This is a genomic window from Nocardia sp. NPDC050406 (assembly GCF_044459025.1).
In the GTDB taxonomy this organism is placed as follows: Bacteria; Actinomycetota; Actinomycetes; order Mycobacteriales; family Mycobacteriaceae; genus Nocardia.
Map to the genome: position 1 here is coordinate 2,264,009 of NZ_JBITIM010000001.1, position 23,315 is coordinate 2,287,323.

24 protein-coding genes are annotated in these 23,315 nt (G+C 67.3%); 8 read left to right on the forward strand and 16 right to left on the reverse strand.

Annotated elements, in window-relative coordinates; translation table 11 throughout:
* Window positions 1-7: 7 nt before the first annotated feature.
* On the reverse strand, window positions 8-1,744 hold the full coding sequence (ctaD, locus tag ACIBH2_RS10790) for a cytochrome c oxidase subunit I (protein WP_397115708.1): 1,737 nt from the start codon (window positions 1,742-1,744) through the stop codon (window positions 8-10).
* A gap of 210 nt (window positions 1,745-1,954) precedes the next feature.
* Between ctaD and ACIBH2_RS10795 the strand changes: the two genes are divergently transcribed.
* The gene (locus tag ACIBH2_RS10795; protein ID WP_397115710.1) at window positions 1,955-3,064 is read left to right on the forward strand and encodes an iron-siderophore ABC transporter substrate-binding protein; all 1,110 of its coding nucleotides are present in this window, start codon (window positions 1,955-1,957) and stop codon (window positions 3,062-3,064) included.
* A gap of 73 nt (window positions 3,065-3,137) precedes the next feature.
* Here ACIBH2_RS10795 and ACIBH2_RS10800 read toward each other — a convergent pair whose 3' ends face one another.
* The 3 genes from ACIBH2_RS10800 to mgtE form a co-directional block, all read right to left on the reverse strand.
* Window positions 3,138-3,359 carry a hypothetical protein gene (locus ACIBH2_RS10800; RefSeq protein ID WP_397115712.1) on the reverse strand — a complete coding sequence of 74 codons (222 nt, stop codon included), beginning with the start codon at window positions 3,357-3,359 and terminating at the stop codon, window positions 3,138-3,140.
* 79 nt (window positions 3,360-3,438) lie between these two features.
* Window positions 3,439-4,410, reverse strand: coding sequence for a class 1b ribonucleoside-diphosphate reductase subunit beta (gene nrdF / locus ACIBH2_RS10805; RefSeq protein ID WP_397115714.1), 972 nt, complete (start codon window positions 4,408-4,410; stop codon window positions 3,439-3,441).
* Window positions 4,411-4,676: 266 nt separating this feature from the next.
* Entirely contained in the window at window positions 4,677-6,155 is a 1,479-nt protein-coding gene (mgtE, locus tag ACIBH2_RS10810; RefSeq protein ID WP_397115716.1) for a magnesium transporter, read from the reverse strand.
* 571 nt (window positions 6,156-6,726) lie between these two features.
* Between mgtE and ACIBH2_RS10815 the strand changes: the two genes are divergently transcribed.
* The 3 genes from ACIBH2_RS10815 to ACIBH2_RS10825 are packed head-to-tail and all read left to right on the forward strand — an operon-like array spanning window position 6,727 to window position 9,349.
* The gene (locus tag ACIBH2_RS10815) at window positions 6,727-7,383 is read left to right on the forward strand and encodes a response regulator transcription factor (RefSeq protein ID WP_397115718.1); all 657 of its coding nucleotides are present in this window, start codon (window positions 6,727-6,729) and stop codon (window positions 7,381-7,383) included.
* Window positions 7,380-8,666, forward strand: coding sequence for a sensor histidine kinase (locus ACIBH2_RS10820; protein WP_397115720.1), 1,287 nt, complete (start codon window positions 7,380-7,382; stop codon window positions 8,664-8,666). Before ACIBH2_RS10815 ends, ACIBH2_RS10820 begins: the two co-directional genes overlap by 4 nt.
* Before the next feature lie 35 nt (window positions 8,667-8,701).
* Complete coding sequence (locus tag ACIBH2_RS10825) at window positions 8,702-9,349, forward strand: histidine phosphatase family protein (protein WP_397115722.1); 648 nt, start codon at window positions 8,702-8,704, stop codon at window positions 9,347-9,349.
* 1 nt (window position 9,350) lies between these two features.
* Here the strand turns inward: ACIBH2_RS10825 and ACIBH2_RS10830 are convergent, their stop codons facing one another.
* From ACIBH2_RS10830 to ACIBH2_RS10860, 7 genes are all read right to left on the reverse strand, one after another.
* A complete protein-coding gene (locus tag ACIBH2_RS10830) occupies window positions 9,351-9,803 on the reverse strand; it encodes a MarR family winged helix-turn-helix transcriptional regulator (RefSeq protein ID WP_397115724.1) in 453 nt (150 codons plus the stop codon).
* 18 nt (window positions 9,804-9,821) lie between these two features.
* Window positions 9,822-10,478 carry a DJ-1/PfpI family protein gene (locus ACIBH2_RS10835; RefSeq protein WP_397115726.1) on the reverse strand — a complete coding sequence of 219 codons (657 nt, stop codon included), beginning with the start codon at window positions 10,476-10,478 and terminating at the stop codon, window positions 9,822-9,824.
* Window positions 10,479-10,619: 141 nt separating this feature from the next.
* Window positions 10,620-12,725, reverse strand: a complete 2,106-nt coding sequence (nrdE, locus tag ACIBH2_RS10840) for a class 1b ribonucleoside-diphosphate reductase subunit alpha (RefSeq protein WP_397115728.1) — start codon at window positions 12,723-12,725, stop codon at window positions 10,620-10,622.
* Window positions 12,726-12,763: 38 nt separating this feature from the next.
* Window positions 12,764-13,225 (reverse strand): class Ib ribonucleoside-diphosphate reductase assembly flavoprotein NrdI, encoded by a 462-nt coding sequence (gene nrdI, locus ACIBH2_RS10845; RefSeq protein WP_397115730.1) that lies wholly within the window; start codon window positions 13,223-13,225, stop codon window positions 12,764-12,766.
* Window positions 13,226-13,300: 75 nt separating this feature from the next.
* The gene (locus ACIBH2_RS10850; RefSeq protein WP_397115732.1) at window positions 13,301-13,534 is read right to left on the reverse strand and encodes a redoxin NrdH; all 234 of its coding nucleotides are present in this window, start codon (window positions 13,532-13,534) and stop codon (window positions 13,301-13,303) included.
* Between the two features lie 501 nt (window positions 13,535-14,035).
* Entirely contained in the window at window positions 14,036-14,917 is an 882-nt protein-coding gene (locus ACIBH2_RS10855) for a G1 family glutamic endopeptidase (RefSeq protein ID WP_397115734.1), read from the reverse strand.
* A 135-nt stretch (window positions 14,918-15,052) separates the two neighbouring features.
* Window positions 15,053-15,622, reverse strand: coding sequence for an NAD(P)H-dependent oxidoreductase (locus tag ACIBH2_RS10860; RefSeq protein ID WP_397115736.1), 570 nt, complete (start codon window positions 15,620-15,622; stop codon window positions 15,053-15,055).
* 177 nt (window positions 15,623-15,799) lie between these two features.
* Between ACIBH2_RS10860 and ACIBH2_RS10865 the strand changes: the two genes are divergently transcribed.
* Both ACIBH2_RS10865 and nadE read left to right on the forward strand, forming a co-directional pair.
* On the forward strand, window positions 15,800-16,420 hold the full coding sequence (locus tag ACIBH2_RS10865; RefSeq protein ID WP_397116966.1) for a TetR/AcrR family transcriptional regulator: 621 nt from the start codon (window positions 15,800-15,802) through the stop codon (window positions 16,418-16,420).
* 9 nt (window positions 16,421-16,429) lie between these two features.
* Window positions 16,430-17,272 carry an ammonia-dependent NAD(+) synthetase gene (gene nadE, locus ACIBH2_RS10870; RefSeq protein WP_397115738.1) on the forward strand — a complete coding sequence of 281 codons (843 nt, stop codon included), beginning with the start codon at window positions 16,430-16,432 and terminating at the stop codon, window positions 17,270-17,272.
* 15 nt (window positions 17,273-17,287) lie between these two features.
* Here nadE and ACIBH2_RS10875 read toward each other — a convergent pair whose 3' ends face one another.
* Genes ACIBH2_RS10875 through glp form a run of 4 tightly spaced genes read right to left on the reverse strand, consistent with a single transcriptional unit; the run spans window position 17,288 to window position 20,431 of the window.
* Window positions 17,288-17,707 (reverse strand): molybdenum cofactor biosynthesis protein MoaE, encoded by a 420-nt coding sequence (locus ACIBH2_RS10875; protein ID WP_397115740.1) that lies wholly within the window; start codon window positions 17,705-17,707, stop codon window positions 17,288-17,290.
* Window positions 17,700-18,806 carry a bifunctional molybdenum cofactor biosynthesis protein MoaC/MoaB gene (moaCB, locus tag ACIBH2_RS10880; RefSeq protein ID WP_397115742.1) on the reverse strand — a complete coding sequence of 369 codons (1,107 nt, stop codon included), beginning with the start codon at window positions 18,804-18,806 and terminating at the stop codon, window positions 17,700-17,702. The genes ACIBH2_RS10875 and moaCB overlap by 8 nt, the downstream gene beginning before the upstream one ends.
* 34 nt (window positions 18,807-18,840) lie before the next feature.
* Window positions 18,841-19,212, reverse strand: a complete 372-nt coding sequence (locus ACIBH2_RS10885; protein ID WP_397115744.1) for a hypothetical protein — start codon at window positions 19,210-19,212, stop codon at window positions 18,841-18,843.
* A 13-nt stretch (window positions 19,213-19,225) separates the two neighbouring features.
* Window positions 19,226-20,431 (reverse strand): gephyrin-like molybdotransferase Glp, encoded by a 1,206-nt coding sequence (gene glp / locus ACIBH2_RS10890; RefSeq protein ID WP_397115746.1) that lies wholly within the window; start codon window positions 20,429-20,431, stop codon window positions 19,226-19,228.
* A gap of 86 nt (window positions 20,432-20,517) precedes the next feature.
* On the opposite strand from glp, the gene moaA reads away from it, so the two are divergent.
* Together moaA and ACIBH2_RS10900 are read left to right on the forward strand one after the other, a co-directional pair.
* A complete protein-coding gene (gene moaA, locus ACIBH2_RS10895) occupies window positions 20,518-21,576 on the forward strand; it encodes a GTP 3',8-cyclase MoaA (protein ID WP_397115748.1) in 1,059 nt (352 codons plus the stop codon).
* Complete coding sequence (locus tag ACIBH2_RS10900) at window positions 21,569-21,811, forward strand: MoaD/ThiS family protein (RefSeq protein WP_397115750.1); 243 nt, start codon at window positions 21,569-21,571, stop codon at window positions 21,809-21,811. Before moaA ends, ACIBH2_RS10900 begins: the two co-directional genes overlap by 8 nt.
* Window positions 21,812-21,847: 36 nt before the next feature.
* Here the strand turns inward: ACIBH2_RS10900 and ACIBH2_RS10905 are convergent, their stop codons facing one another.
* Window positions 21,848-23,212, reverse strand: a complete 1,365-nt coding sequence (locus tag ACIBH2_RS10905; protein ID WP_397115752.1) for a uracil-xanthine permease family protein — start codon at window positions 23,210-23,212, stop codon at window positions 21,848-21,850.
* Window positions 23,213-23,315: the final 103 nt, after the last annotated feature.

Sequence of the window (23,315 nt, forward strand, 5' to 3'; positions counted from 1 at the left end):
AGGTCGACTAGACCTTCGCCGATTCCTTCACGTGGTGCACCTGCGGCTTGCCGCTCCAACCCACATGGGCCTCGGCGCGCATGCGCTCCACCATGTGCGGGTAGTGCAGCTCGAAGGCCGGACGCTCCGACCGCACGCGCGGCAGCTCGTAGAAGTTGTGCCGCGGCGGCGGGCAGGAGGTCGCCCACTCCAGCGAGTTGCCGTAGCCCCACGGATCGTCCACCGTCACGACCTCGCCGTAGCGGTAGGACTTGAAGACGTTCCAGATGAACGGCAGCATCGACGCGCCCAGAATGAAGGCGCCGATGGTGGAGATGGTGTTCAGCGTGGTGAACCCGTCACTGGGCAGGTAGTCCGCGTAGCGACGCGGCATACCTTCGTTGCCCAGCCAGTGCTGCACCAGGAACGTGGTGTGGAAGCCCACGAACGTCGCCCAGAAGTGCCACTTGCCCAGACGCTCGTCCATCATGCGGCCGGTCATCTTGGGGAACCAGAAGTAGATACCCGCGAAGGTGGCGAACACGATGGTGCCGAAGAGCACGTAGTGGAAGTGCGCGACCACGAAGTAGGTGTCCGACACGTGGAAGTCCATCGGCGGCGAGGCCAGCAGGACACCGGACAGACCACCGAAGAGGAAGGTCACCAGGAAGCCGACCGACCACAGCATGGGCGATTCGAAGGTCAGCTGGCCGCGCCACATGGTGCCGATCCAGTTGAAGAACTTCACGCCGGTGGGCACCGCGATCAGGAAGGTCATGAACGAGAAGAACGGCAGCAGCACCGCGCCCGTCGCGTACATGTGGTGCGCCCACACGGCGATGGACAGGGCCGCGATACCGAGCGTCGCGTAGACCAGCGTGGTGTAGCCGAAGATCGGCTTACGGCTGAAGACCGGGTAGATCTCCGACACGATGCCGAAGAACGGCAGCGCGATGATGTACACCTCGGGGTGGCCGAAGAACCAGAACAGGTGCTGGTAGAGCAGCACACCGCCGGAGGCCGGATCGTAGATGTGGCCGCCCAGGTGGCGGTCGTAGGCCAGACCGAACAGCGCCGCGGTGAGCAGCGGGAAGGCCAGCAGTACGAGCACCGAGGTCACCAGGATGTTCCAGGTGAAGATCGGCATGCGGAACAGGGTCATACCCGGGCAGCGCAGGCAGACCACCGTGGTGATCATGTTGACGCCGCCGAGGATGGTACCCAGACCCGAGACCGCGAGGCCCAGGATCCACAGGTCCGCGCCGACGCCGGGCGAGTGCACGATGTCCGAGAGCGGGGTGTAGGCGGTCCAGCCGAAGTCGGCCGCGCCGCCGGGGGTGATGAAGCCCGCGGTCGCCATGGTGCCGCCGAACAGGTACAGCCAGTAGCTGAAGGCGTTCAGACGGGGGAAGGCGACATCGGGCGCGCCGATCTGCAGCGGCAGGATGATGTTGGCGAAGCCGAACACGATCGCGGTCGCGTAGAACAGCAGCATGATGGTGCCGTGCATGGTGAACAGCTGGTTGAACTGTTCCGGCGACAGGAACTGCATACCCGGCTGAGCGAGCTCGGTGCGCATGAGCAGGGCCATCAGGCCGCCGATCATGAAGAAGGACATGGCGGTCGTCAGGTACATGACGCCAAGTACCTTCGGGTCCGTCGTGGTGACCATCTTGTAGATGAACGAACCCTTCGGACCCACGCGGGGTGGGTATGGCCGAGCCGCTTCCACTTCACGGACTGGGCGTGGCTCTACGGCAGTCACTGAACCTCCTGACAGGTGCCTTCTGGTCGTTCGTCGCGGTTGCTTCCGGCGTCCGGTTTTCACGCACACGGGAACGACGGGTGGCTTGCGCTTCGAGAATCGTAAACCGTGCTGCCGCAGCGGTCGCGGCCGGTCCTACTCTCTGTCGTATTTCCCCAGCGGCGGTGTCGAAGATTGGGTGGGCCGTCACACGCATGTACTCTCCTCCGCATGTCGGTGCGCGAGTCCGCTTCCACCCGAAACCACTTCGCTGCCACCCCTGGTTCCGCGCGGCGTTTGCGCACCTGGGGCGCGCTGCTGGCCGCGTCGGCGGTGCTACCGGTCGGTCTGTTGGCAGGCTGCGGCAAGCCGGTCGACGATGCCGAGAGCGCGATCGTGCGCACCACGACCAATATCGCGGGTGCGGGCGTGGTCGGGCTGGAACGCGATACGAACAAGGCGTGCGCGCTGCCCAGCGCACCGGATTCGAGTGCGGGCGCGGACCGTTCGGTGCGGAGCACCACCGGGGACGTGACGGTGCCCGCCGATCCGAAACGCATTGTGGTGCTCTCCACTCCGGCGCTGGACGCCGTGTGCGCCCTGGGTCTGTGGGAGCGCGTGGTCGGCGCGGCGACCGTCGGCGGGACCACGCCGCAGCCGTCCTATCTGGGCTACGGCATCTCGGAGATTCCCGGCATCGGCGTGGTCGGCGCACCCGATCCGGCGAAGATCGCCGCGTTGGATCCCGATGTGATCATCGGCGGAGCGGGAGACGGCGCGAGCTACGAGGCGCTGAAGGGTATCGCCCCCACCGTGCTCGTCGCCGCCGACGCCGGATGGCAGGCGCAGTTCGTCGGCATCGCCGAGGCGCTGGGCCGCGAGCGCGCCGCCGACCAGGTGCTGGCCGACTACCGCACCGCCGCCCGCGACGCCGGAAACGCGGTGGCGGCCAACCTGACTCAGGCCTCGGTGGTGCGCTTCGGGGCCGACGACATCCAGGTGCAGGGCGGCAACAGCTTCGCCGGGCAGGTGCTCGGCGACGCGGGCGTGCAGCGCCCCGCCGCGCAGCGCGGCGCGTCCTTCGATCTGGCGAATGTGGCCAGCCAGGCCGATCGCGACAAGGTCGAGGGCGATCTCATCTACGTCATGTTCGACGGCCCCGACGGTCGCGAACATGGGGAATCCGTGCTGCGCGGCGATGATTGGAAGAAGCTCCAGGCGGTCGGCGACAAGCGCATGTTCGCCGTGGACGATGTCATCTGGCACGGCGACGGCGTCATCGCGGCGCGCGCCCTGCTCGACGATCTGCGCAATACCCTGAACGGCTACGTCACCGACTGACAACCGCCCCCGAAACGACTGTGGCCGGTAACCGAAAACGGTTACCGGCCAACGTGTCTGGTGAGTCCGACGACTACGGCGCGACCAGCCACAGATCGAACGACTCCGGGCCGATCTCGTCGCAGCGGTACTCGGTCCAGTCCGGGTGGGCGGCGATATTCGAGCCCTCGGCCTGGCAGCCCGCCAGCGTGCCGTAGTTGCCGACGTAGACCTGGTCGTAGGCGCTGGCCACTCCGGAACCGGCGACGACACCGGCGGCCAGGGCCGCGCCCACGAGTACAGACTTGATCTTCATGGTTCGTAATCCTTTCGTACCAAAGCCTTTTCGGCCTTGCGGGGACTACTTCACCAAAGCGACCATGAAGATTTCGTGATCAGAACTCCCAGTCCTCGTCCTCGGTGTTCACGGCCTTGCCGATGACGTAGCTGGAGCCCGAACCCGAGAAGAAGTCGTGGTTCTCATCGGCATTGGGCGAGAGCGCCGACAGGATCGCCGGGTTCACATCGCACTCGTCCTTGGGGAACAGACCCTCGTAGCCGAGGTTCATGAGCGCCTTGTTGGCGTTGTAGCGCAGGAACTTCTTGACGTCCTCGGTCAGGCCGACCTCGTCGTAGAGGTCCTGGGTGTACTCGACCTCGTTCTCGTAGAGCTCGAACAGCAGCTCGAAGGTGTAGGACTTGAGCTCCTCGCGCTCGGCCTCGGAGACCAGCTCCAGACCCTTCTGGTACTTGTAGCCGATGTAGTACCCGTGCACGGCCTCGTCGCGAATGATGAGGCGGATCAGGTCGGCGGTGTTGGTGAGCTTGGCCCGCGACGACCAGTACATGGGCAGGTAGAACCCGGAGTAGAACAGGAAGCTCTCCAGCAGGGTGGAGGCCACCTTGCGCTTGAGCGGATCGTCGCCCTGGTAGTAGTCCATGACGATCTGCGCCTTGCGCTGCAGATTGGGGTTCTCCTCCGACCAGCGGAAGGCGTCGTCGATCTCGCGGGTGGAGCACAGCGTGGAGAAGATCGAGCTGTAGCTCTTGGCGTGCACCGACTCCATGAAGGCGATATTGGTGAGCACCGCCTCCTCGTGCGGGGTGAGCGCGTCCGGAATGAGGCTCACCGCGCCGACCGTGCCCTGAATCGTGTCGAGCAGCGTCAGACCGGTGAAGACCCGCATGGTCAACTGCTTCTCGTTGGGGGTCAGCGTGTTCCACGACGGAATGTCATTGGAGACGGGTACCTTCTCGGGCAACCAGAAGTTGCCCGTCAGCCGGTCCCAGACCTCCGCATCCTTTTCGTCGGGCACGCGGTTCCAGTTGATCGCCGACACTCGATCGATCACCTTGGTTACACGCATCGTCGTATGCGTCTCAGAGGTCACGCCCGTTCACTCACCCTTCCCAGCTCACCGGATTCACTTGCCCTGGACACTACTACTTGTGGCGGACAAAGTTTTACAGCACAAGGTGTTGTGTCGTTCAGTGTCCTGGGGATAGCCCGAGCGGCCAGCGAAAAGGTGTGCGGAGACACCCCCGCGCAGCGCCGACGCGCCGCGGTGCACTCTGTCACAACCCCTTCGGGCGGCTATCGGCGACCGCGGGTTTGCCGATCGGGTGCTGACGCTCAGATGCCCAGCACCAGCTTGGCGGTGGTGAAGTAGATGATCAGCCCGGTCGCGTCGACCAGCGTGGTCACCATCGGGGCCGAGATGACCGCCGGGTCGATGCGCAGCTTCTTGGCCAGCAGCGGCATGGTGCCGCCGATGGTGGCCGCCCAGCCGCAGATGATCACCAGCGTAATCCCCACCACCACAGCGATTTCCGTGCCGACGAACAGTCCGCCGATCACCACGCCCACCAAGGCGAGCATGGTGCCCAGCAGCAATCCGACGCGACATTCGCGCCAGACCACCTTGAACAGGTCCGACACCCGCACCTCACCGACCGCCAGGGCGCGCACACACGAGGTGGCGGCCTGCGCCCCCGCATTGCCGCCCGCGCCGATGATCAGCGGAATGAACAGCGCCAGATGCGCGGCCTGCTGCAGCGTGGCCTCGAACATGTCGGTCACCGACACGGTCAAGGTGGCGGCCACCAGCAGCAGGGTCAGCCACATGGCGCGGTAGCGCGCGAGCTGGAAGACGCCCGCCGCCATGTAGTGGCCTTCCCAGGGGGTGGCACCGGCCTGGCGGGCCATGTCCTCGGAGTCGGCGGCCTCGATGACCTCCACCGCGTCGTCGATGGTGAGCAGGCCGACCAGTCGGTCCTCGCTATCCACCACGGGCAGGTTGATGAGGTTGGTGCCCTGCATGAGCCGCGCGGCCTTCTCCGCGGAATCGGTGGCGCGCACCGACACCGGCTCGGACTCGACCAGATCGGCGATCATGGCCTCGGGCGAGCTGAGCACCAACTCGCGCAGCTCCACGATGCCGATGAGGCGACGGCCACCGTCCACCACGGGCAGCGTGTACACGGTCTCGGCATTGCCGCCCTTGGCGCGCACCCACTGCAGCGCCTGCGCGACCGGCAGATTGCGCGGCAGCGCAACGACTTCCGGGGTCATGTAGTAGCCGACGGACCCCTCCGGGTAGCCCAGCAGCGCGGCGGTCATGCGCCGTTCGCGCGGGCTGAGTCCGGCGAGCACCTTCTTGGCGACCTTGGCGGGGGCCTCGCGCAGCATGCGGGCGCGGTCGTCGGGATCCATCTCCTCGACCAGCTCGCGGAAGCGCTCGTCGCGCAGCCCGGACAGAATCTGTTGCTGGTCAACGGGTTCCAGCTCCTCGAAGACATCGAGGGCACGGTCCTTGTCGAGCAGACGGAAGGCCATTCCGGCGGTGACGGCGTCCATCCGCGCGAGTTCGTCGGCGATGACGTGCGGGGCGTGGTCGTCGAGCCACTCCAGCGTCGGGCCGACGTGGTGGCAGTCGACGATATCGCGCAGCGACACATCACGGGGCGCACCGGTGCTCTCCGGCGGTGCCGGAGTGTGCTTGTCGGACGGCGCGATATCGCGCTTATCGGCGCGCACGACGTCGCGCTCGGTGATCGTCGGGATTTCGGACAGCAGCGTCGACGGGGCGACGTGCAGATCGGTCTGCGTCATGACGGAACCTCGGCCGGACAGGCGAGTCAAGGGATGTACGGAGGAAAACACCAGGTTTCACACCGCGAGGCACCGACCCCGGCCGTGGCAGTACCGCTACTGCGCTATCGGCGGAACGAGGGGACGGCACCGCGCGGCCTTCGACTGGGGGGTTCGCTGCGCATGCAACCCACCTCCTCCGTCGTCACCATGCACCGTCGTGGACACCCGCGAGCAGCGGGCGGCGTCATCCACGGCGAGCAATTTCGCGAACGCAGATGACGATAAGCATCTTTGTCCAAGATACAGGTCGGGGTGAAGGTCCGCCTAACTCACCGCGGAGTGTGGGCGACGGCACGCCGGGCCAGGGGCAGCGGCGGGGGCGGCGGGGCGGTGCCGGGGCCACGGGTTGGGCAGCGCTTCGGCACGGGCGCGCGCGGCATTTCGGGCCTCGACGTCCGCAGGCTTTCGTGACAGGGTGTAGGCCACCGGTTCGACGCCGCGACGGGGACATCATTTTCCGATCAATTCCCGGTCAGCGGGGGTTCCGCGCCATTGGTCGGGTGTCCGAGATGACTTACGCTCTGCCTTCGTGCGTGTATTGGTTCTGGAGGACGACCACCATCTCAGCCGTGAGATCACCGGCGGATTGCGGTCGGCGGGGTTCGCGGTCGACCTCGCGCACGATATCGCCGACGCCGACTTCAAGATCGCGATCAATCGGTACGACTGCCTGGTGGTGGATCGCGGACTGCCCGACGGGGACGGACTGGATCTGGTGGCGGGGGCGCGCGGACGGGGCCAGCTGGTGCCCGCCCTCATGCTCACCGCGCGCGACGGGCTGCGCGATCGGATCGCCGGATTCGAGCACGGCGCCGACGATTATCTGACCAAGCCGTTCGCGCTGCCGGAGCTGGTGATGCGGGTGCGGGCGCTGTGCCGCCGCCGCGAACAGCCCACCGCCTCGCGAATCACGGTGTACGACATCGAGATCGACCTCATGCGGCGGCGGGTGGCGCGCGGCGGGGTGATGCTGTCGCTGACGCCCAAGGAGTTCGCGGTGCTCGAACTCATGGCCACCAAGCGCGGCAGCGTGGTGACGCGCACCGATCTCATCGAATGCTGTTGGGACGAAATGGCCGAGCCCGCCTCGAATGTGGTGGACGCGGTGGTGGCCAAGTTGCGGCGCAAACTGGGTGATCCGCAGGTCATCGAGACCGTGCGCGGCACCGGGTTCGTGATCTCGTGAATTCGCATCGCTCCCCCGCCGTCGCGCGCCTGCGGCGGGCGCGGTGGCTGATGACGGCGCTGGTCACCGCGATTACCGCGACGGCGGTGCTGGTGCTGGGATTCGTTGCGGCGCAGGTGGATTCACGTGGCCGCGCCGATGATGTGGACCGGCGCGTCGACTATGTCTCCAATGGCCTGGCGCGGGCGGTGATGCTCACCGAGGACTATGTGCTCGATCTGTCCTCGGTCACCGAGGACGCGCTGCTCAACGGGGCCGAATCGGTGGTCATCATGACCCGCCGTCCGGGTGAGGCGTGGAAGCAGTCCCATACCCATCTGCGCTCGTACATGCCCGCCGACGACGAGCTCGCCGCACTGGCGTCGCGGGTGGAGGCGGAGAACGATCTCTACGCCTCGTATGTGGGCGGCGGGGTCGATGTCAACGGCCGTCCGGTGCGGGTGTCGGCGACGGCGGTGCACTGGGACGGCACCGACCTGGCGCTGGTGATGATCGCCGGGGCCTCCCCCACGCCGTACTCCGACGCGCATCGAGTGCTGGTGTGGCAGTTGGCAATCGGCGGCACGGTCCTGGTACTGCTGGCGACCGCTGCCGCGTATCTGCTCTCGGGCCGCAGTCTGCGCGAGGCGCTGCGCCTGCTCGACGAGCACGAACAGTTCCTCAGCGATGCCGCCCACGAACTGCGCACCCCGTTGACCACGCTGAAGCTGCTCACCGAATCGCGGCCCGAACCCACGGACGTCGCGCACACACTCACCGAGGCGCGGCGGCTCGCCGACCGGATGGCGCGACTGGTCACCGGACTGCTCGCGCGGGCGCGCGCGCAGTCGGGCATCGCCGAACCCGAGCGCACCATGCTGCGGCTGGATCAGCTGGTGGAGGCGGTGGCCGAGGAGGCCGGGGACGCGCGCATCACGGTGAGCGCGCACCCGTCGGTGGTGGTCGGCGATCCGCAGCTGCTGAGCCTGGCGGTGCGAAACATGTTGGAGAACGCGCTGACCCACGGCGCGGTGAACCGGGCTGCGCCGGTGGAGGTGCACATCGCCGAGGGGCGGGTCAGCATTCGCGATCACGGGCCGGGCGTGGATCCGGTCATGTCCGCCAATCCGTTCCATCGCGGCACGGCGGGGCGGGGCGGGCGCAATGGCATCGGATTGGCGCTGGTGGCGTGGGTGGCGCAGGTGCACGGCGGCAATGCCTCCATCGAACCGGCGGTGGGCGGCGGGACCATTGCCACGCTGTGGCTGCCGCCCGCCGATATGACCGCGGGTGCGCGTGTTTGATCGCATTCGGCGCGCGAATGTGGTGGGGTGGGCCGGTGTTGGAATCGCTGACCATGGTGCGCCACGGCGAGAGCACCGGGAACGCGGCGCTGGCGCAGGCGCTGCGCTCGGGGGCCGAGGAGTTCGCCGCGGGTACGAGAGACGCCGATATTCCGCTCTCGCCCGTGGGGCGGGCGCAGGCGGCGGCGGTGGGCGGTTGGCTGACGGATCGGCCGCGGCCCGACAGCGTGCTGTGTTCGCCGTATCTGCGCGCCCGCGTCACCGCCGAGCTGGCGTTGAGCGAATTGGATTGGCCCGCACCGCGTTTCGATGAGCGCGTGCGCGACCGGGAGAAGGGATTGCTCCAGGGGCTCACCGCCATCGGGGTCCGCAATCGCTTCCCGGTGGAGCATCGGGAGCGAAAGCGGCTGGGACGCTTCTATTACCGGCCGCCCGGCGGCGAGTCCATGCCGGATGTCGCGCTGCGCATGCGCGGTCTGCTGCCCGAATTGCGGGGCCACGTCGTGGTTTTCACCCACGACATGGTGATCCTCATGACCCGCTACATCCTCGACAATGCGAGCGAGGCCGAGATTCTGGAGATCGAGAGCGATCCGCTGGCCAATGGTTCGATCAGCCGCTGGGAGCGCGACGGGTCGGCGCTGCGCCTGGTCGGCTACAACGAGACCGACCATCTGAGCTGATTCAGGGCTGCCCGACGTGGTGGTCCACCACGGTGCGCAGCAACCTGATCAACTGCCGCTGCTCCTCCCCCGACAGCGGCGCCAGCAGTTCCGCCTGCGCGGTGCGCACCAACGTGTCCAAGGTGTCGAGGTGACGGCGGCCGAATGCGGTGAGATGCACCAGATTTCGGCGTCGATCCCGCGGATCCGGCGTCCGCTCCACGAAGCCGCCGCGTTCCAGTTCGGTCATGGCGGCGGTGACGTCGCTGCGGTCCAGCCCGATCCGCCGCCCCAGGTCGGCCTGGCTCGTGGGGCCGGATTCGTCCAGTGCGGCGAGGAGGTAGAAGTGGTAGCGGTGCGCGGTCTCGGCATGGCCGAGGCGGTCACCGACCATGCGATTACCCTGGGCGGCACAGGTATTGAGCAACCAGGTCGGTAGCGAGCGCAATCGACGCGGTGCGGTGCGGGGGTCCACGAGAAATCAGCCTAGCCCTCATTTGCGCGGGTCGACCGTGCCGATCTCCCACTGCGCGCCCTCCGGCCACTCGGTGCCCGGCGGCGGCTCCGGGTCGTACTGGATACCCCGCCGCACCCACTGCGCCCGCTCCTTGCCCGCGAGCCGCTGCACCAGATGCAGCGCCATATCGGTCCCCGCCGAGACGCCGGAGGACGTGATGATGTCCCCGTCGTCGACGAACCGGTCGTCGGGACGGACGTCGATGGTCGAATCCAATTGCGCGAGTACATCCAGCGACAGCCAGTGCGTCGTGGCGGGCCGACCGTGCAACAGCCCCGCCGCCGCGTACACCAGCGACCCCGTGCACACGCTGGTCATCAGTGGGATCTTCTTGCGCAGCCGTCGCACACAGGCCAGCACCGCGTCGTCCCGCAGCATCCACCGGGTTCCCTTGCCGCCCGGGAAGACCAGCACATCCATATCGGGGGCGGCCTCGAGGGAGTACTCGGGAACCACCTTCAGCCCCTTGGCGCATTCGACGGTCTCCCCGTACCGCGACACGGTGAACACCTCCCACCCGTCCTCCGGACAGCTCTTGGTCCAGAAGGCGAGCACCTCCCAGGGCCCCGCGAAATCGAGCTCCTCCACCCCGTCGAACAGCAGCATCCCAATTCGGCGCGTCCCATCCGTCACGCCAGAGATGGTGTCAGCACGACCGGCTCGGGTCAGGCTGCCACGCCGAGCGGCCTCATTGGATTCCGCAGGTCGGCGTGCCCGGACAAGGACGAAGGCGCTCCCGGTGTGCACCGGAAGCGCCTTCGTCGAGTCGGACCGTCAGAGCATGCAGCTCACGCAGCCCTCCACTTCGGTGCCCTCCAGAGCCATTTGGCGGATGCGGATGTAGTAGAGGGTCTTGATGCCCTTGCGCCAGGCGTAGATCTGGGCCTTGTTGACGTCGCGGGTGGTGGCGCTGTCCTTGAAGAACAGCGTGAGCGACAGGCCCTGGTCGACGTGCTGGGTGGCGGCGGCGTAGGTGTCGATGACCTTCTCGTAGCCGATGTCGTAGGCGTCTTCGAAGTACTCGAGGTTCTCGTTGGTCAGGTAGGGGGCCGGGTAGTAGACGCGGCCGATCTTGCCTTCCTTGCGGATCTCGATCTTCGAGGCGATGGGGTGGATCGAGCTGGTCGAGTGGTTGATGTAGGAGATGGAGCCCGTCGGCGGAACGGCTTGCAGGTTCTGGTTGTAGATGCCGTGTTCCATGACGGACGCCTTCAGCTCGCGCCAATCGTCCTGGGTGGGAATGTGCACGCCCGCGTCGGCGAAGATCTGGCGGACGCGCTCGGTCTTGGGCTCCCAGGGCTGTTCGGTGTACTTGTCGAAGTACTCGCCGGAGGCGTACTTCGACTCGGGGAAGCCGCCGAAGTACGAACCGCGTTCCTTGGCAATGAGATTCGAGGCCCGCACCGCGTGGTAGGCGATGGTGTAGAAGTAGATGTTGGTGAAGTCGACGCCCTCTTCGGAACCGTAGAAGACGTGCTCACGCGCCAGGTAGCCGTGCAGGTTCATCTGGCCCAGGCCGATGGCGTGGGATTCGTTGTTGCCCTGCTCGATCGAGGGCACCGAATAGATGTGGGTCTGGTCCGACACCGCGGTCAGCGCGCGGATCGCGGTCTCCACGGTCTTGCCGAGATCCGGCGAGTCCATGGTCTTGGCGATATTGAGCGAACCCAGATTGCACGAGATGTCCTTGCCCACCTTGGAGTAGGACAGATCGTCGTTGAACTCCGAGGGCGTGGAGACCTGGAGGATCTCCGAGCACAGGTTGGAGTGGGTGATCTTGCCCTTGATGGGGTTGGACCGGTTCACGGTGTCCTCGTACATGATGTACGGGTAACCGGACTCGAACTGCAGCTCGGCGATGGTCTGGAAGAACTCGCGAGCCTTGATCTTGGACTTGCGAATCCGCTTGTCGTCGACCATCTCGTAGTACTTCTCGGTGACATTGATATCCGCGAACGGCACGCCGTAGATGCGCTCCACGTCGTAGGGCGAGAACAGGTACATGTCCTCGTTCTTCTTCGCCAGCTCGAAGGTGATGTCCGGAATCACCACACCCAGGGAGAGCGTCTTGATGCGGATCTTCTCGTCCGCGTTCTCCCGCTTGGTGTCGAGGAAGCGGTAGATGTCCGGGTGGTGGGCGTGCAGGTACACCGCACCCGCGCCCTGGCGCGCACCCAGCTGGTTGGCGTAGGAGAACGAGTCCTCCAGCAGCTTCATGATCGGAATGACGCCCGAGGACTGGTTCTCGATCTTCTTGATCGGCGCACCGGCCTCGCGAATATTGCTGAGCAGCAAGGCCACACCGCCGCCGCGCTTGGACAGCTGCAGCGCCGAGTTGATGGAGCGCCCGATGGACTCCATATTGTCCTCGATGCGCAGCAGGAAGCAGGAGACCGGTTCGCCTCGCTGCTTCTTGCCCGAATTGAGGAAGGTCGGGGTGGCGGGCTGGAAGCGCCCGTCCATGATCTCCTCGACCAGCTCCGAGGCCAGCTTCTCGTCACCGGCGGCCAGGGTCAGCGCCACCATGCACACGCGATCCTCGAAGCGCTCCAGGTAGCGCTTGCCGTCGAAGGTCTTGAGCGTGTAGCTCGTGTAGTACTTGAACGCGCCGAGGAAGGTGGGGAACCGGAACTTCTTGCCGTAGGCCTGCTGGAACAGCTGCTTGACGAAGGCGCGGCTGTACTGGTCCAGCACCTCTTCCTCGTAGTAGTTCTCCTTGACGAGGTAGTCGAGCTTCTCGTCGAGATTGTGGAAGAAGACGGTGTTCTGGTTGACGTGCTGCAGGAAGTACTGGTGCGCGGCCTCGCGATCCTTGTCGAACTGGATCTCGCCATTGGGGCCGTACAGGTTCAGCATGGCGTTGAGGGCGTGGTAGTCCATGCCCTCGGTGGTGCTGGAGTCCCCGCTGACCGGACGCTCTACGCGGGCAGTCTTTCCGACCGGTGCTGTTGTCGTTGCCAAAACAATCCCAATCCCTCTCGGACGCGCTCGACGTCCTCGGCAGTTCCCATGAGTTCGAAGCGATACAGGTAGGGCACCCCGGCCTTGCGCGAGATGACTTCTCCCGCAAAGCAGTACGTATCGCCGAAGTTCGTATTTCCGGCCGCGATGACGCCGCGCAGCAGGGCCCGATTGTGGGGATCGTTGAGGAATTTGGCCACCTGACGCGGCACGAACTCCTTGTCGGAACGGTCTCCACCGAGTACGTGCCGACCACCCCCGTAGGTGGGGACGATCAGCACGTAGGGCTCGTCGACGCGAAGCGAGTCGGCGGTATGCAGTGGTATGCGGAGCGCTGGGATACCCAACTTCTCCACGAAGCGGTGCGTGTTCTCCGAGGCGCTCGAGAAGTAGACCAGATTGGCTGTGTCCGTGGACATTACGGCCACCTTCCCAGATCGATCGGGCGAACCTGCCCCGCGGCTGACTTCCCCGTCAGCCGCGACCGCCGGTCGTCAGGCCGCGACGGTGGCGAGGGCCTTGATGCGGTCCGGGCGGAAGCCGGACCAGTGCTCGTCACCGGCGACGACGACGGGGGCCTGCAGGTAGCCCAGGGCCATCACGTAGTCGCGGGCTTCGGGGTTCTCCGAGATGTCGATGACGTCGTACTCGACACCGACCTTGTCGAGCGCTTTGTAGGTGGCATTGCACTGAACACAAGCGGGCTTCGTGTACACGGTGATGGTCATGGTTGTCCCCTTCTCCCTTGCCTTGAATCCGTATGCAGTGCACGAACGAGCAAGATCCACGTATTAGCTGCGCAAACCCCTGGAAGCGGGATCGTAATCCCTGGTCACCCGGTCCGATCCGTTGTTCATCTCGGGTGGCTCTCCAGCACCCAAGACACTACACCTAGTGGCCGACATGTTGGTACGACACGACATGTTGCGACTCACAAAGATGAAATTCTGGTGCCGGAAGTACCTGGACGCTCGATTCGCAACTCGACACGACTGAGGCAGAGATCACAATTTCGGCAATTGGCACACTCTCAGCAAACCCAGGTTTATCAGGCATAACAGGCATCACGCGGGTCACATGCGCATCGGGAGTGGACTGTCGCCGCAGGAGGGACGGACCGCCCCGCGCGCCGCGGGGAGATCGATCGTCCGGCGTGTCGGGTCGGCGCCCGCGGCGGCGAAATCCGGGCGTCGGCGTGTCGCGTGTCGGGCGGTGCGGGCGCGCGTCGCTCAACCGATGGTGAAACTCGCACCCCGCACCGGCCCGGGGATCAACACCCGATTCGTCGCCGGAATGCCGATGGCCTCGGTCTCGTAGGCCGACAAGGACTTTCCGTCGATCTCGATATCGGTGAAGGTGATCGGACTGAAGCCCGGGAGGGCACTGTCGAGTTGACCCTCGACGACGATCTCCGCGGTGCGCGCCGGTGCGGTCGACTCGACGGTGGTGGCGCGGGTCCAGTTCTTGGTGCGGTTCTCCAGGGTCATGGTGTAGCGCGCGCCGTCGAATTCGACGGTGGAGCGCATGGTGTCACCGGGGTCGGTGGTGACGTCGTCGTAGAAGTAGGGCGGCTGCGGGTACGCCTCCCACCAGGCATCGGTCCCCCACTCGGTGGCACAGAGGGCCGGGAGCGCACCGGTGGCGCACAGGCCGTCGGCGGCCCCGCCGAGCGCGTTGTTCACCCGCGAGCTCGCGCCCATGAGCACATCGGAGAGCACCGGATTGGTGAAGGTCAGGTCGGCCGCCGCGGCCCCGAGCCGCAGTCCGGGCTGGGCCGCGTAGATCGCAGCCTCGCTGACGCACAGCGATTCGACGCCGGTCTGCATGAGCGGCAGCGCCATCGCGCCGGAGGCGTCCTGGGTGCCGTTGAGCCCCACCCACGGCACCAGCCGCTGCACCACACCGGGATTGGTGCAGGTGATGGTGGGATGCACCCAGGTGGCGCTGACCCGATGGAAATCGCCCTGCACCACATAACCGGCCCAGTTGCCCGCGCGCACCCGATCGTCGGCCGCGGCCTCGGCGACGGTCAGCGCCGAGGCGGCCGACAGCGCCAGTACGGCGGTCGCGCAGCAGCGGGCCAGCGCGGATTTGCCAGTCGGTAGCTTCATGGTTCGAACCTAGCCGAGAAGCCACCGGAAACGGACTAGGCCACGGCTGAAAAGCCGTGGCCTCGAGCCATATTCAGAAGGTCATCATCCGATGCGAGCACCGGCCACTCGGATTGCCGAGTGATCACCCGCAGATCAGGCGGTCACCAGGTTGCCGCGCGCGGCCTCGACCAGGGTGCCCACGGTGGCGGCGATCTGGGTCAGCGCCTCGGCATCCTCGGCCGGGTGCACCTCGACGAAGCGCTGGCCGATGGTGCCGAAGTGCAGGTGCGCGTCCTCGACCACCGAGGCACCGGCCACACCGAGGGCCTTCACGGCATCGCCGTGCGCCCACTTGGCGGCATTCGCGCTGATGGAGGCGCTCACCACGGCGACCGGCTTGTCCTTCACCGCGCCGACGCCGTACGGGCGCGAGACCCAGTCGATGGCGTTCTTGAGTACGGCCGGGAGGGTGCCGTTGTACTCGGGGGTGACCAGCAGCAGGCCGTCGGCGGCGGCGACCGCGTCACGCAGCGCCTGCGCGGCGGCGGGTACTTTGCCCTCGACGTCGATGTCCTCGTTGTAGAAAGGAATATCGGCCAAGCCCTCGTAGAGGGAGATCTCGACGCCCTCGGGCGCGGTCTTGGCGGCGGCCTCGGCGAGGCGGCGGTTGATGGAGGCGGCGCGCAGGCTTCCGACGAGAGCGAGCAGACGGGTCTGGGACATGATGGTCACTCCTGAGGCGATGATCCGGCGGGTGGTACTTTCACACCACACTAACCGGACCATGGTCCGCTTCCATTCCCGGGGTTGGAGTACAACGCTGTGAGCCGCGATACACCCGATAACGGAGACCGTCCCGAGCCCGACTCGGAACCTACGCCCGCACCCGAATTGCTGGCCATCGAACCGGTCGCGACCCGGGTGCCCGCCGGACCCCTCTTCCCCATCGGCCAGGGCGAGCGCAGCGACGCCGCGCGCAACCGGCAGCTGCTGCTCGACGCCGCCGAGGCGCTGGTGCGCGAACACGGCGCGGAGGCCGTCACCATGGACGCCGTCGCCAAGCGCGCGGGCGTCGGCAAGGGAACGGTGTTCCGGCGCTTCGGGAATCGCTCCGGGCTCATGCACGCGCTGCTGGACCAGTCCGAGAAGAAGTTGCAGGCGGCCTATATGTTCGGCCCGCCGCCACTGGGCCCGGGCGCGCCGCCGGTGGAGCGGCTCATCGCCTTCGGCCGGGCGCGGCTCGCCGGGATCGAGGTGGAGGGCGATGTGCACCGAGAGGCCGAGACCGGCACGGAGCGCTACTCCAGCGCGCCGTTCAATGTGACGAAAACCCATGTGGCGCTGCTGCTTCGACAGGCCGACGCGACCGGCAACACCTGGTTGCTCGCCGATACCCTGATGGCCGCGCTGGACGCCGGGCTCGTCATGCACCAGACGCAGGTGCTCGGGTACTCGCTGCGGCAGATCGGCGACCACTGGGAGAGCCTCGTCCGCAAGGTCACCGCCCCGCCCCCGCAGTAGAGTGTGCCCATGGGGAACCTGCGCGAAGAGATCATCGCCGAACTGGGCGTGCTGCCGACCATCGAACCCAAAGACGAAGTGCGCCGACGCATCGACTTCCTCAAGGAGTATCTGCGCGCCACGCCCACCAAGGGATTCGTGCTCGGTATCAGCGGCGGCCAGGATTCGACGCTCGCCGGACGGCTGTGCCAGCTCGCGGCGGAGGAGCTGCGCGCCGAAGGCGTCGAGGCGACCTTCGTGGCGGTGCGCCTGCCCTACGGCGTCCAGGCCGACGAGGCGGATGCGCAGATCGCGCTGGAGTTCATTCGACCGGATCGTTCCATCGCGGTGAATATCAAGCCGGGTGCGGACGCCGTGGGCGACGAGGTCGCGCAGGGCATCAGGGATCTGCTCGGCGAACAGCCGCGGCTGCGCGACTTCGTGCGCGGCAATATCAAGGCCCGCGAGCGCATGGTGGTGCAGTACGCCATCGCCGGACAGCTGAACCTGCTCGTGGTCGGCACCGATCACGCGGCCGAGGCGGTCACCGGGTTCTTCACCAAATTCGGTGACGGCGGCGTGGACATCACCCCGCTCACCGGCCTGACCAAGCGCCAGGGCGCGGCGCTGCTCCAGGAGCTGGGCGCACCGCCCAGCGTCTGGCAGAAGGTCCCGACCGCCGACCTCGAGGACGACCGCCCGGCCCTGCCGGACGAGGAGGCCCTGGGGCTGAAGTACGCCCAGATCGACGACTACCTCGAGGGCAAGGACGTGGCTCCGGAGGTGTCCGAGCGGGTGGAGAGCATCTTCCGGAACACGCGGCACAAGCGCACGGTTCCGGTGACGCCGCTCGATTCCTGGTGGAAGGACTGAGCTCGGGGCCTCGGCTCACCCGCAGGCGTTGACCCACTCCGACAGGCCGTCGGCGAAGAGCTGCCGCTTCCAGATGGGCACCTCGTGCTTGATGCGGTCCACCAGCTCGGCGCAGACGGTGAACGCCTCGGCGCGGTGCGGGGCCGCCACCGCGACGGTGATGGCGAGGTCTCCGATGGTCAGCGGGCCGATGCGGTGCACGGCGGCCACGGGCAGTCCGCTGGCCGCGCCGACCTCGGCGCACACCTTGCGCAGGAAGCGTTCCGCCTCCGGGTGCGCCGAGTACTCCAGCGCCGAAACCGATTGCCCCTCATCGTGATCGCGCACCTTGCCGGTGAACACCACCACCGCGCCGTGCTCGGGTCCGGTCACCGCCCGCTCCACCTCGGTCGGGTCGAGCGGCTGATCGCTGATGCGGGCCAGCGGTTCACTCATGGCTGCCTCCTCCGGCCACCTGGGCCAGCAAATGTTCGAGCAGGGGTTCCAGTACGGCGATCCCGTCCTTCACCCCACCCGGCGAACCGGGCAGATTGACGACCACGGTGCGTCCGACGAGTCCGGTCACGCCGCGACTCAGCGAGGCGAGCGGGAACTTGGCCGCGCCGCGCTGCCGAATCGCCTCCGCGACGCCGGGGAGTTCGCGATCCAGCACGGCCAGCGTCGCTTCGGGCGTGGCGTCGGTCGGTGAGGCCCCCGTCCCGCCGGTGGTGATCACCAGCGCGGGTTCACCTTTCAGGGCGTCGGCCAGGCCGTAGGCGATATCGGCGTCCGCGTAGACCAGCGGCCCGCGTACCGAGAAGCCCAGCCCGCCAAGCCATTCGGCGAGTGTGGGGCCGGTGGTGTCGACGCGAGTGCCCGCGGCTACGCCGGTGGAGGCGACCAGCACGGCCGCGGCACGCCCGGCACCGTAGGCCGCGCCGTCAGCCGGGCGAGCCGACAGGTCGGCGGCGTGGGCCGAACGACCAGAGGTGTCAGCGTTGTGGGCCGAGGATCCGGAGGAATCGACGGCGACGGGGGCGTGCGCCGCGCCAGCCCGGGTCTGCCCGGCGTCTTGGCCCACCTGCTCCTCGCGCACCCAATGTCCGTGCTTCCCACCCTCTTTGGTGAGCAGCCGCACTCCGTTCAGCACCGCGCCCGGGTCCACGGCCTTCACCATGTCGTGCAGCGTCAGCCCCGCGACGGCGACGGCGGTGAGCGCCTCCATCTCGACGCCGGTGGGCCCCTTGGTCTTCGCGCTCGCCTCGATGGTGATGGTGGTGTCGGTGAACCCGAAGCGCACGTCCACCGACGACAGCGCCAGCTGATGGCAGAGCGGGATCAGCTCCGAGGTCTTCTTCGCCCCATTGATTCCGGCGATGCGGGCGGTGGAGAGCACATCGGCCTTGGGCATGTCGTCGGCGCGGACGAGGCGCACCACCTCGGGCGTCGTGTGCAACTCACCGGCGGCGACCGCCACCCGCGTGGTATCGGCCTTGGCGCTCACATCCACCATGCGAGCGCGTCCCTCCCGGTCGACATGGGACAACTCACTCATGCCCACAGCGTTCCACAACCGGCGCTCGCGCGCGTCAGAGGGCGGTCCGGATGGTCAGTTCCTCGCCGATCCAGGTGTCGTCCTCGTCGACCTCCACATAGTCGATATCGGCGGCGAACCCCTGTTTGGCGCAGCGTTGCACCAATTCGCCGAGCAACAGCACGGCGGCGTCCGGTGGCGCGTTGACATGGCCCTCGAGCAGGAAGTCACCGGCGCCCTGTACCGAGTTCTCGTAGCAGTACAGGGAGAGCACGGCATCCTCGTAGGTGATCTCGGAGCCGAAGATTCTGATCTTGACGTGCGGGGTCGCGGCGCTCGGCCAACTGGCCAGCCAGGACCGGATGATCGGCTCGACGGTGTCGTGACAGCCCGTGCCGATCGACCCGCAATAGGATGTGCGGCGCATGCTCATCGGTCCCCTAGAGCCACCGCACCCACACCCGAGCCCCGGCGGGCAGCTCGGTGACCTCGGCCGGAATGTCGATCAGCACATCGGCATTCGCCATGGTGGCGATGAGATGCGAACCGGGCCCGGCGACCAGTTCCACGCCGTCGCCGCGCACGCGACCGCGCAGGAACTGCCGCCGCCCGGCGGGTGAGCGCACCGCCTCGCGCAGCTCGAGCTCGGCGGTCCGGATCTCCGGCAGTCCGGCCAGCCAGCGCAGCACCGGCCGCGCGAACACCTCGAACGACACCACGGTCGACACCGGATTGCCCGGGAAGCTCAGCACCGGCACGCCGTCGACGACCGTCAGGCCCTGCGGTCCGCCGGGTTGCACTGCCACGGAACCGAATTCGCCACCCGCGTCGGCCAGCACATCCTTGACGACCTCGAAATCGCCCTTGGACACCCCGCCGGAGGTGAACACGACATCGGCGGCGGCCACCGCCTCGGCCAGCACCTGCCGGAAGCGCGCCGGATCGTCGGTGCTGTGTCCGACCGACACCACCTCGACGCCGTTGTCGGTCAAGGCCGCCGCCAGCGCGAGGCCATTGGAGTTGTAGATCTGCCCCGGCTGCAAGGCGGTACCGGCGGGCATGAGTTCGTCGCCGGTGGTGAGGACGGCGGCGCGGACCCGTCGCGTCACCGTCAGCTCGCCGAGCCCGACGGCGGCCAGGGCGGCGACATGGCGCGGGGCCACCACGGTGCCCGCCGCGACCAACAGGTCACCGGCCCGCACGTCGGTGCCCGGCTCGCGTACGAAATCCCCTGCGGCGCGGCTCTTTCCGATGGTGACCGTGGCCCCGTCACCGTCGGTGTCCTCGACCGGCACCACGCAGTCCGCGCCGGGCGGGATGGGCGCACCGGTCATGACCTTCATGGCCGCGCCCTCGGGCAGCGGGTTCTCGCCCGGATTTCCGGCGGCGACCACCCCCGCCAGCGGCAGGGTCACCGGCACCGACGCCACCGATTCCGCCCGCACCGCGTAGCCGTCCATGGAGGAGTTGCGGAAAACCGGGAGATCCAGGGGTGCGTACACATCCTCGGCCAACCGCCGACCCAGCGCCTGCGCCATCGGTACCCGCTCGGTATCGCGACTCGCGAGCGGTCGCAGCAAATCCTCGATGCGTTGCCGGTGGTCGTCGACGGATCGGGCCGGAGCCAGGGCGGGCCGGGAAGTCATGGCGGTCAGCCTATACGCGCGACTGTGGGAAATAACTTCCTCCGCAGGGGTGCCCGACAACCCGACAATCCCGTAATAATGGTCGGGTGACCGTGGTCGTGATGGGAATTCCCGCCGTACGAGCCGGGCGTCCCTCACTCGACGGACGCCCCGATACCCCCTACCTCGTCGATCGTTTCGGTCGTACGGCGCGGGATCTGCGGGTGTCGATCACCGAGAAATGCTCGCTGCGCTGCACGTATTGCATGCCGGAGGAGGGGCTGCCGCCCATTCCGGCCGACGAGTTGCTGACCCCCGACGAGATCGTCCGACTGGTCAGTCTCTCGGTGCGCGAGCTCGGGATCACCGAGGTGCGCTTCACCGGTGGCGAGCCGCTCATGCGCCGCGATCTGGAGAAGATCATCGCGGGCTGCCGCGCCGCGCTGCCGGATACTCCGCTGGCCATGACCAGCAATGGCATCGGCCTCGAGCATCGCGCACGCAAACTCGTGGCCGCCGGTCTCGATCGGGTCAATATCTCGCTCGATACCGTCGACCCCGCCGGATTCGCCAAGCTCACCCGCCGCGACCGTCTCGATTCGGTGCTCGCCGGAATCCGCGCCGCGACCAAGGCGGGCCTCGCGCCGGTGAAGGTGAATGCCGTGCTCATGCGCCAAACCCTCACGGGCGCGGCCGATCTGCTCGAATGGTGTATCGGCGAGGGCGCGGAGCTGCGCTTCATCGAGGAGATGCCCCTCGACGCCGACCACGAGTGGGCGCGCGCCCAGATGGTCACCGCCGCCGAACTCCTCGAGGTCCTCGGCGAGCGCTTCACCCTCACCGAGGTGGGTCGCACCGATCCGGCCGCGCCCGCCGAGAACTGGCTCGTCGACGGCGGTCCGGCCAGCGTCGGCATCATCGCCTCGGTGACCCGCAAATTCTGCGGCGACTGCGACCGCACCCGACTCACCGCCGACGGCCGTATCCGCTCCTGCCTGTTCAGCGATCAGGAATACGATATTCGCGCGGCCCTGCGCTCCGGCGCCTCCGACGAGGAGATCGCCACCCTCTGGCGCGGCGCGATGTGGCAGAAATGGGCAGGTCACGGCATAGACGCCGCCGACTTCAAGCCCCCCGAGCGAACGATGGGAGCCATCGGTGGTTGAGGTCCGCTACTTCGCCGCCATCGCCGACGCGGTGGGCAAGGACAAGGAAACCCTCGACCTCCCCCCGGGTTCCACCATCGCCGACCTCCGCACCGCCCTCGCCACCACCTACGGCCCAGACCTGAACACAATGCTCCAGGTCTGCGCCTACCTCATCGGCGACGAACTCACCCGCGACGCCACCACTCCCCTCACCCCGCGAGTGGACGTACTGCCCCCGTTCGCGGGCGGCTGAGCTACCCGGAGCCGGGGTCGGCCGCCCGCGGCGGGATCACGCGGCGATCGGGTCCTGCGGTTCGGGCGTCGGCGGCTTGGCTTCGGTTGTGCCTCGGGCGATTTCGCCCAGGCGGGTGTGGTTGAAGAGCAGGTTCAGGGTGAAGGCTGTGGCCGCGGCGAGGGTGATTCCGCTGTTGAGGAGGATCTGGGCCGAGGACGGGAATCTGGTGAACATGTCGTCCGAGAGCACCGGCACCAGGCCTACGCCGACCGAGACCGCGACGATGGTGAGGTTGACGCGGTCGTGCAGGTCCGCCTTGCGGAGGGTGTCGATGCCGATGACGGCTACCGTGGCGAACAGGACCAGGCCGACGCCGCCGACCACCGGTTTGGGGATTGCCGCGACGACGGCTCCGAAGCGCGGGACCACGCCCAGGACGATGAGGATCGCGCCGCTGACGGCGGTCACGTAGCGGCTGAAGACGCGGGTGGTGGCCACCGCGCCGACGTTCTGGTTGAAGACGGTGTCCACGAAGGAGCTGAAGACGCCCGCGAGCACCGCGGAGAGGCCGTCACCGGCGAGGCCGCGGCCGAGTTCGCCACGGCCGACCGGCTTTCCGGTGATCTGGCCGATGGCCAACATGCTCGCGGTCGACTCCGCGAACACCACGGCCATGGCGATGCTCATGGCCACCACGGCGGTGATCGGGAATTCCGGCGCACCGAAATAGAACGGTCTCGGCACGCCCAGCCAATCGGCTCCGGAGACGCCGTCGAGGGTGATCAGGCCCATGGGGAGGGCGATCAGTACGCCGATCACCAGCGCGATGAGTACGCCCAGCTGCGACCACACGCCGCGGCCGAGGACCGTGAAGGCCAGGGCCACCAGCAGGACTACGGCGGCCAATCCGATGCGCGCCGGATCGGCGTAGGCCGAGTCCTTCGGGTCGGTGCCGACGATCAGACCGCCCGCCACGCCGATGAGCGAAATGCCCACGACGGTGAGCACGGTGCCGGTCACCAGCGCCGGAAAGAACCGTACGACCATGGCGAACGGCCAGGCCAGCGCCAGGCCGAACAGGCCGCCCAACAGCATGGAGCCGTAGACGGCGGGCAGGCCGTACTCCTTGGCGATGAGGATCATCGGCGCGAGCGCCACGAAGGTCGCACCGCAGATGATCGGCAGCCGCGCGCCCACGAACCGGCCCGCGCCGAGGCTCTGGATCACCGTGATGATTCCGGCGACCAACAGGTCGGCGCTGATGAGCAGCCCGATGGTGGCCCGGTCCAGCCCCACCGCCGCACCGAAAACCAAGGGGACCGTGACACATCCGGTGTACATGATGAGCACGTGCTGAATGCCGAAGGCCAGCAGCCGCGTCCACGGCGGCCTGGTATCGACGGGGTGGGGCGAGGTCATGGGAGCTCCTTGCGGTGGCGATTCTCTGGTCAGGCTAGGCACGGCGCCCGGTCCGGGGGTTTGTCCGAATCGACGGATACATCGCACCCGACACGACGCGATT

Excerpts from the sequence above, each read along its gene's own strand:
- ACIBH2_RS10795 (WP_397115710.1), top strand. The coding sequence starts at position 1,955 with ATGTCGGTGCGCGAGTCCGCTTCCACCCGAAACCACTTCGCTGCCACC.
- ACIBH2_RS10800 (WP_397115712.1), bottom strand. The coding sequence starts at position 3,359 with ATGAAGATCAAGTCTGTACTCGTGGGCGCGGCCCTGGCCGCCGGTGTC.
- nrdF (WP_397115714.1), bottom strand. The coding sequence starts at position 4,410 with ATGCGTGTAACCAAGGTGATCGATCGAGTGTCGGCGATCAACTGGAAC.
- mgtE (WP_397115716.1), bottom strand. The coding sequence starts at position 6,155 with ATGACGCAGACCGATCTGCACGTCGCCCCGTCGACGCTGCTGTCCGAA.
- nrdE (WP_397115728.1), bottom strand. The coding sequence starts at position 12,725 with ATGGACTACCACGCCCTCAACGCCATGCTGAACCTGTACGGCCCCAAT.
- nrdI (WP_397115730.1), bottom strand. The coding sequence starts at position 13,225 with ATGTCCACGGACACAGCCAATCTGGTCTACTTCTCGAGCGCCTCGGAG.
- ACIBH2_RS10850 (WP_397115732.1), bottom strand. The coding sequence starts at position 13,534 with ATGACCATCACCGTGTACACGAAGCCCGCTTGTGTTCAGTGCAATGCC.
- ACIBH2_RS10855 (WP_397115734.1), bottom strand. The coding sequence starts at position 14,917 with ATGAAGCTACCGACTGGCAAATCCGCGCTGGCCCGCTGCTGCGCGACC.
- ACIBH2_RS10860 (WP_397115736.1), bottom strand. The coding sequence starts at position 15,622 with ATGTCCCAGACCCGTCTGCTCGCTCTCGTCGGAAGCCTGCGCGCCGCC.
- nadE (WP_397115738.1), top strand. The coding sequence starts at position 16,430 with ATGGGGAACCTGCGCGAAGAGATCATCGCCGAACTGGGCGTGCTGCCG.
- ACIBH2_RS10875 (WP_397115740.1), bottom strand. The coding sequence starts at position 17,707 with ATGAGTGAACCGCTGGCCCGCATCAGCGATCAGCCGCTCGACCCGACC.
- moaCB (WP_397115742.1), bottom strand. The coding sequence starts at position 18,806 with ATGAGTGAGTTGTCCCATGTCGACCGGGAGGGACGCGCTCGCATGGTG.
- ACIBH2_RS10885 (WP_397115744.1), bottom strand. The coding sequence starts at position 19,212 with ATGCGCCGCACATCCTATTGCGGGTCGATCGGCACGGGCTGTCACGAC.
- glp (WP_397115746.1), bottom strand. The coding sequence starts at position 20,431 with ATGACTTCCCGGCCCGCCCTGGCTCCGGCCCGATCCGTCGACGACCAC.
- ACIBH2_RS10905 (WP_397115752.1), bottom strand. The coding sequence starts at position 23,212 with ATGACCTCGCCCCACCCCGTCGATACCAGGCCGCCGTGGACGCGGCTG.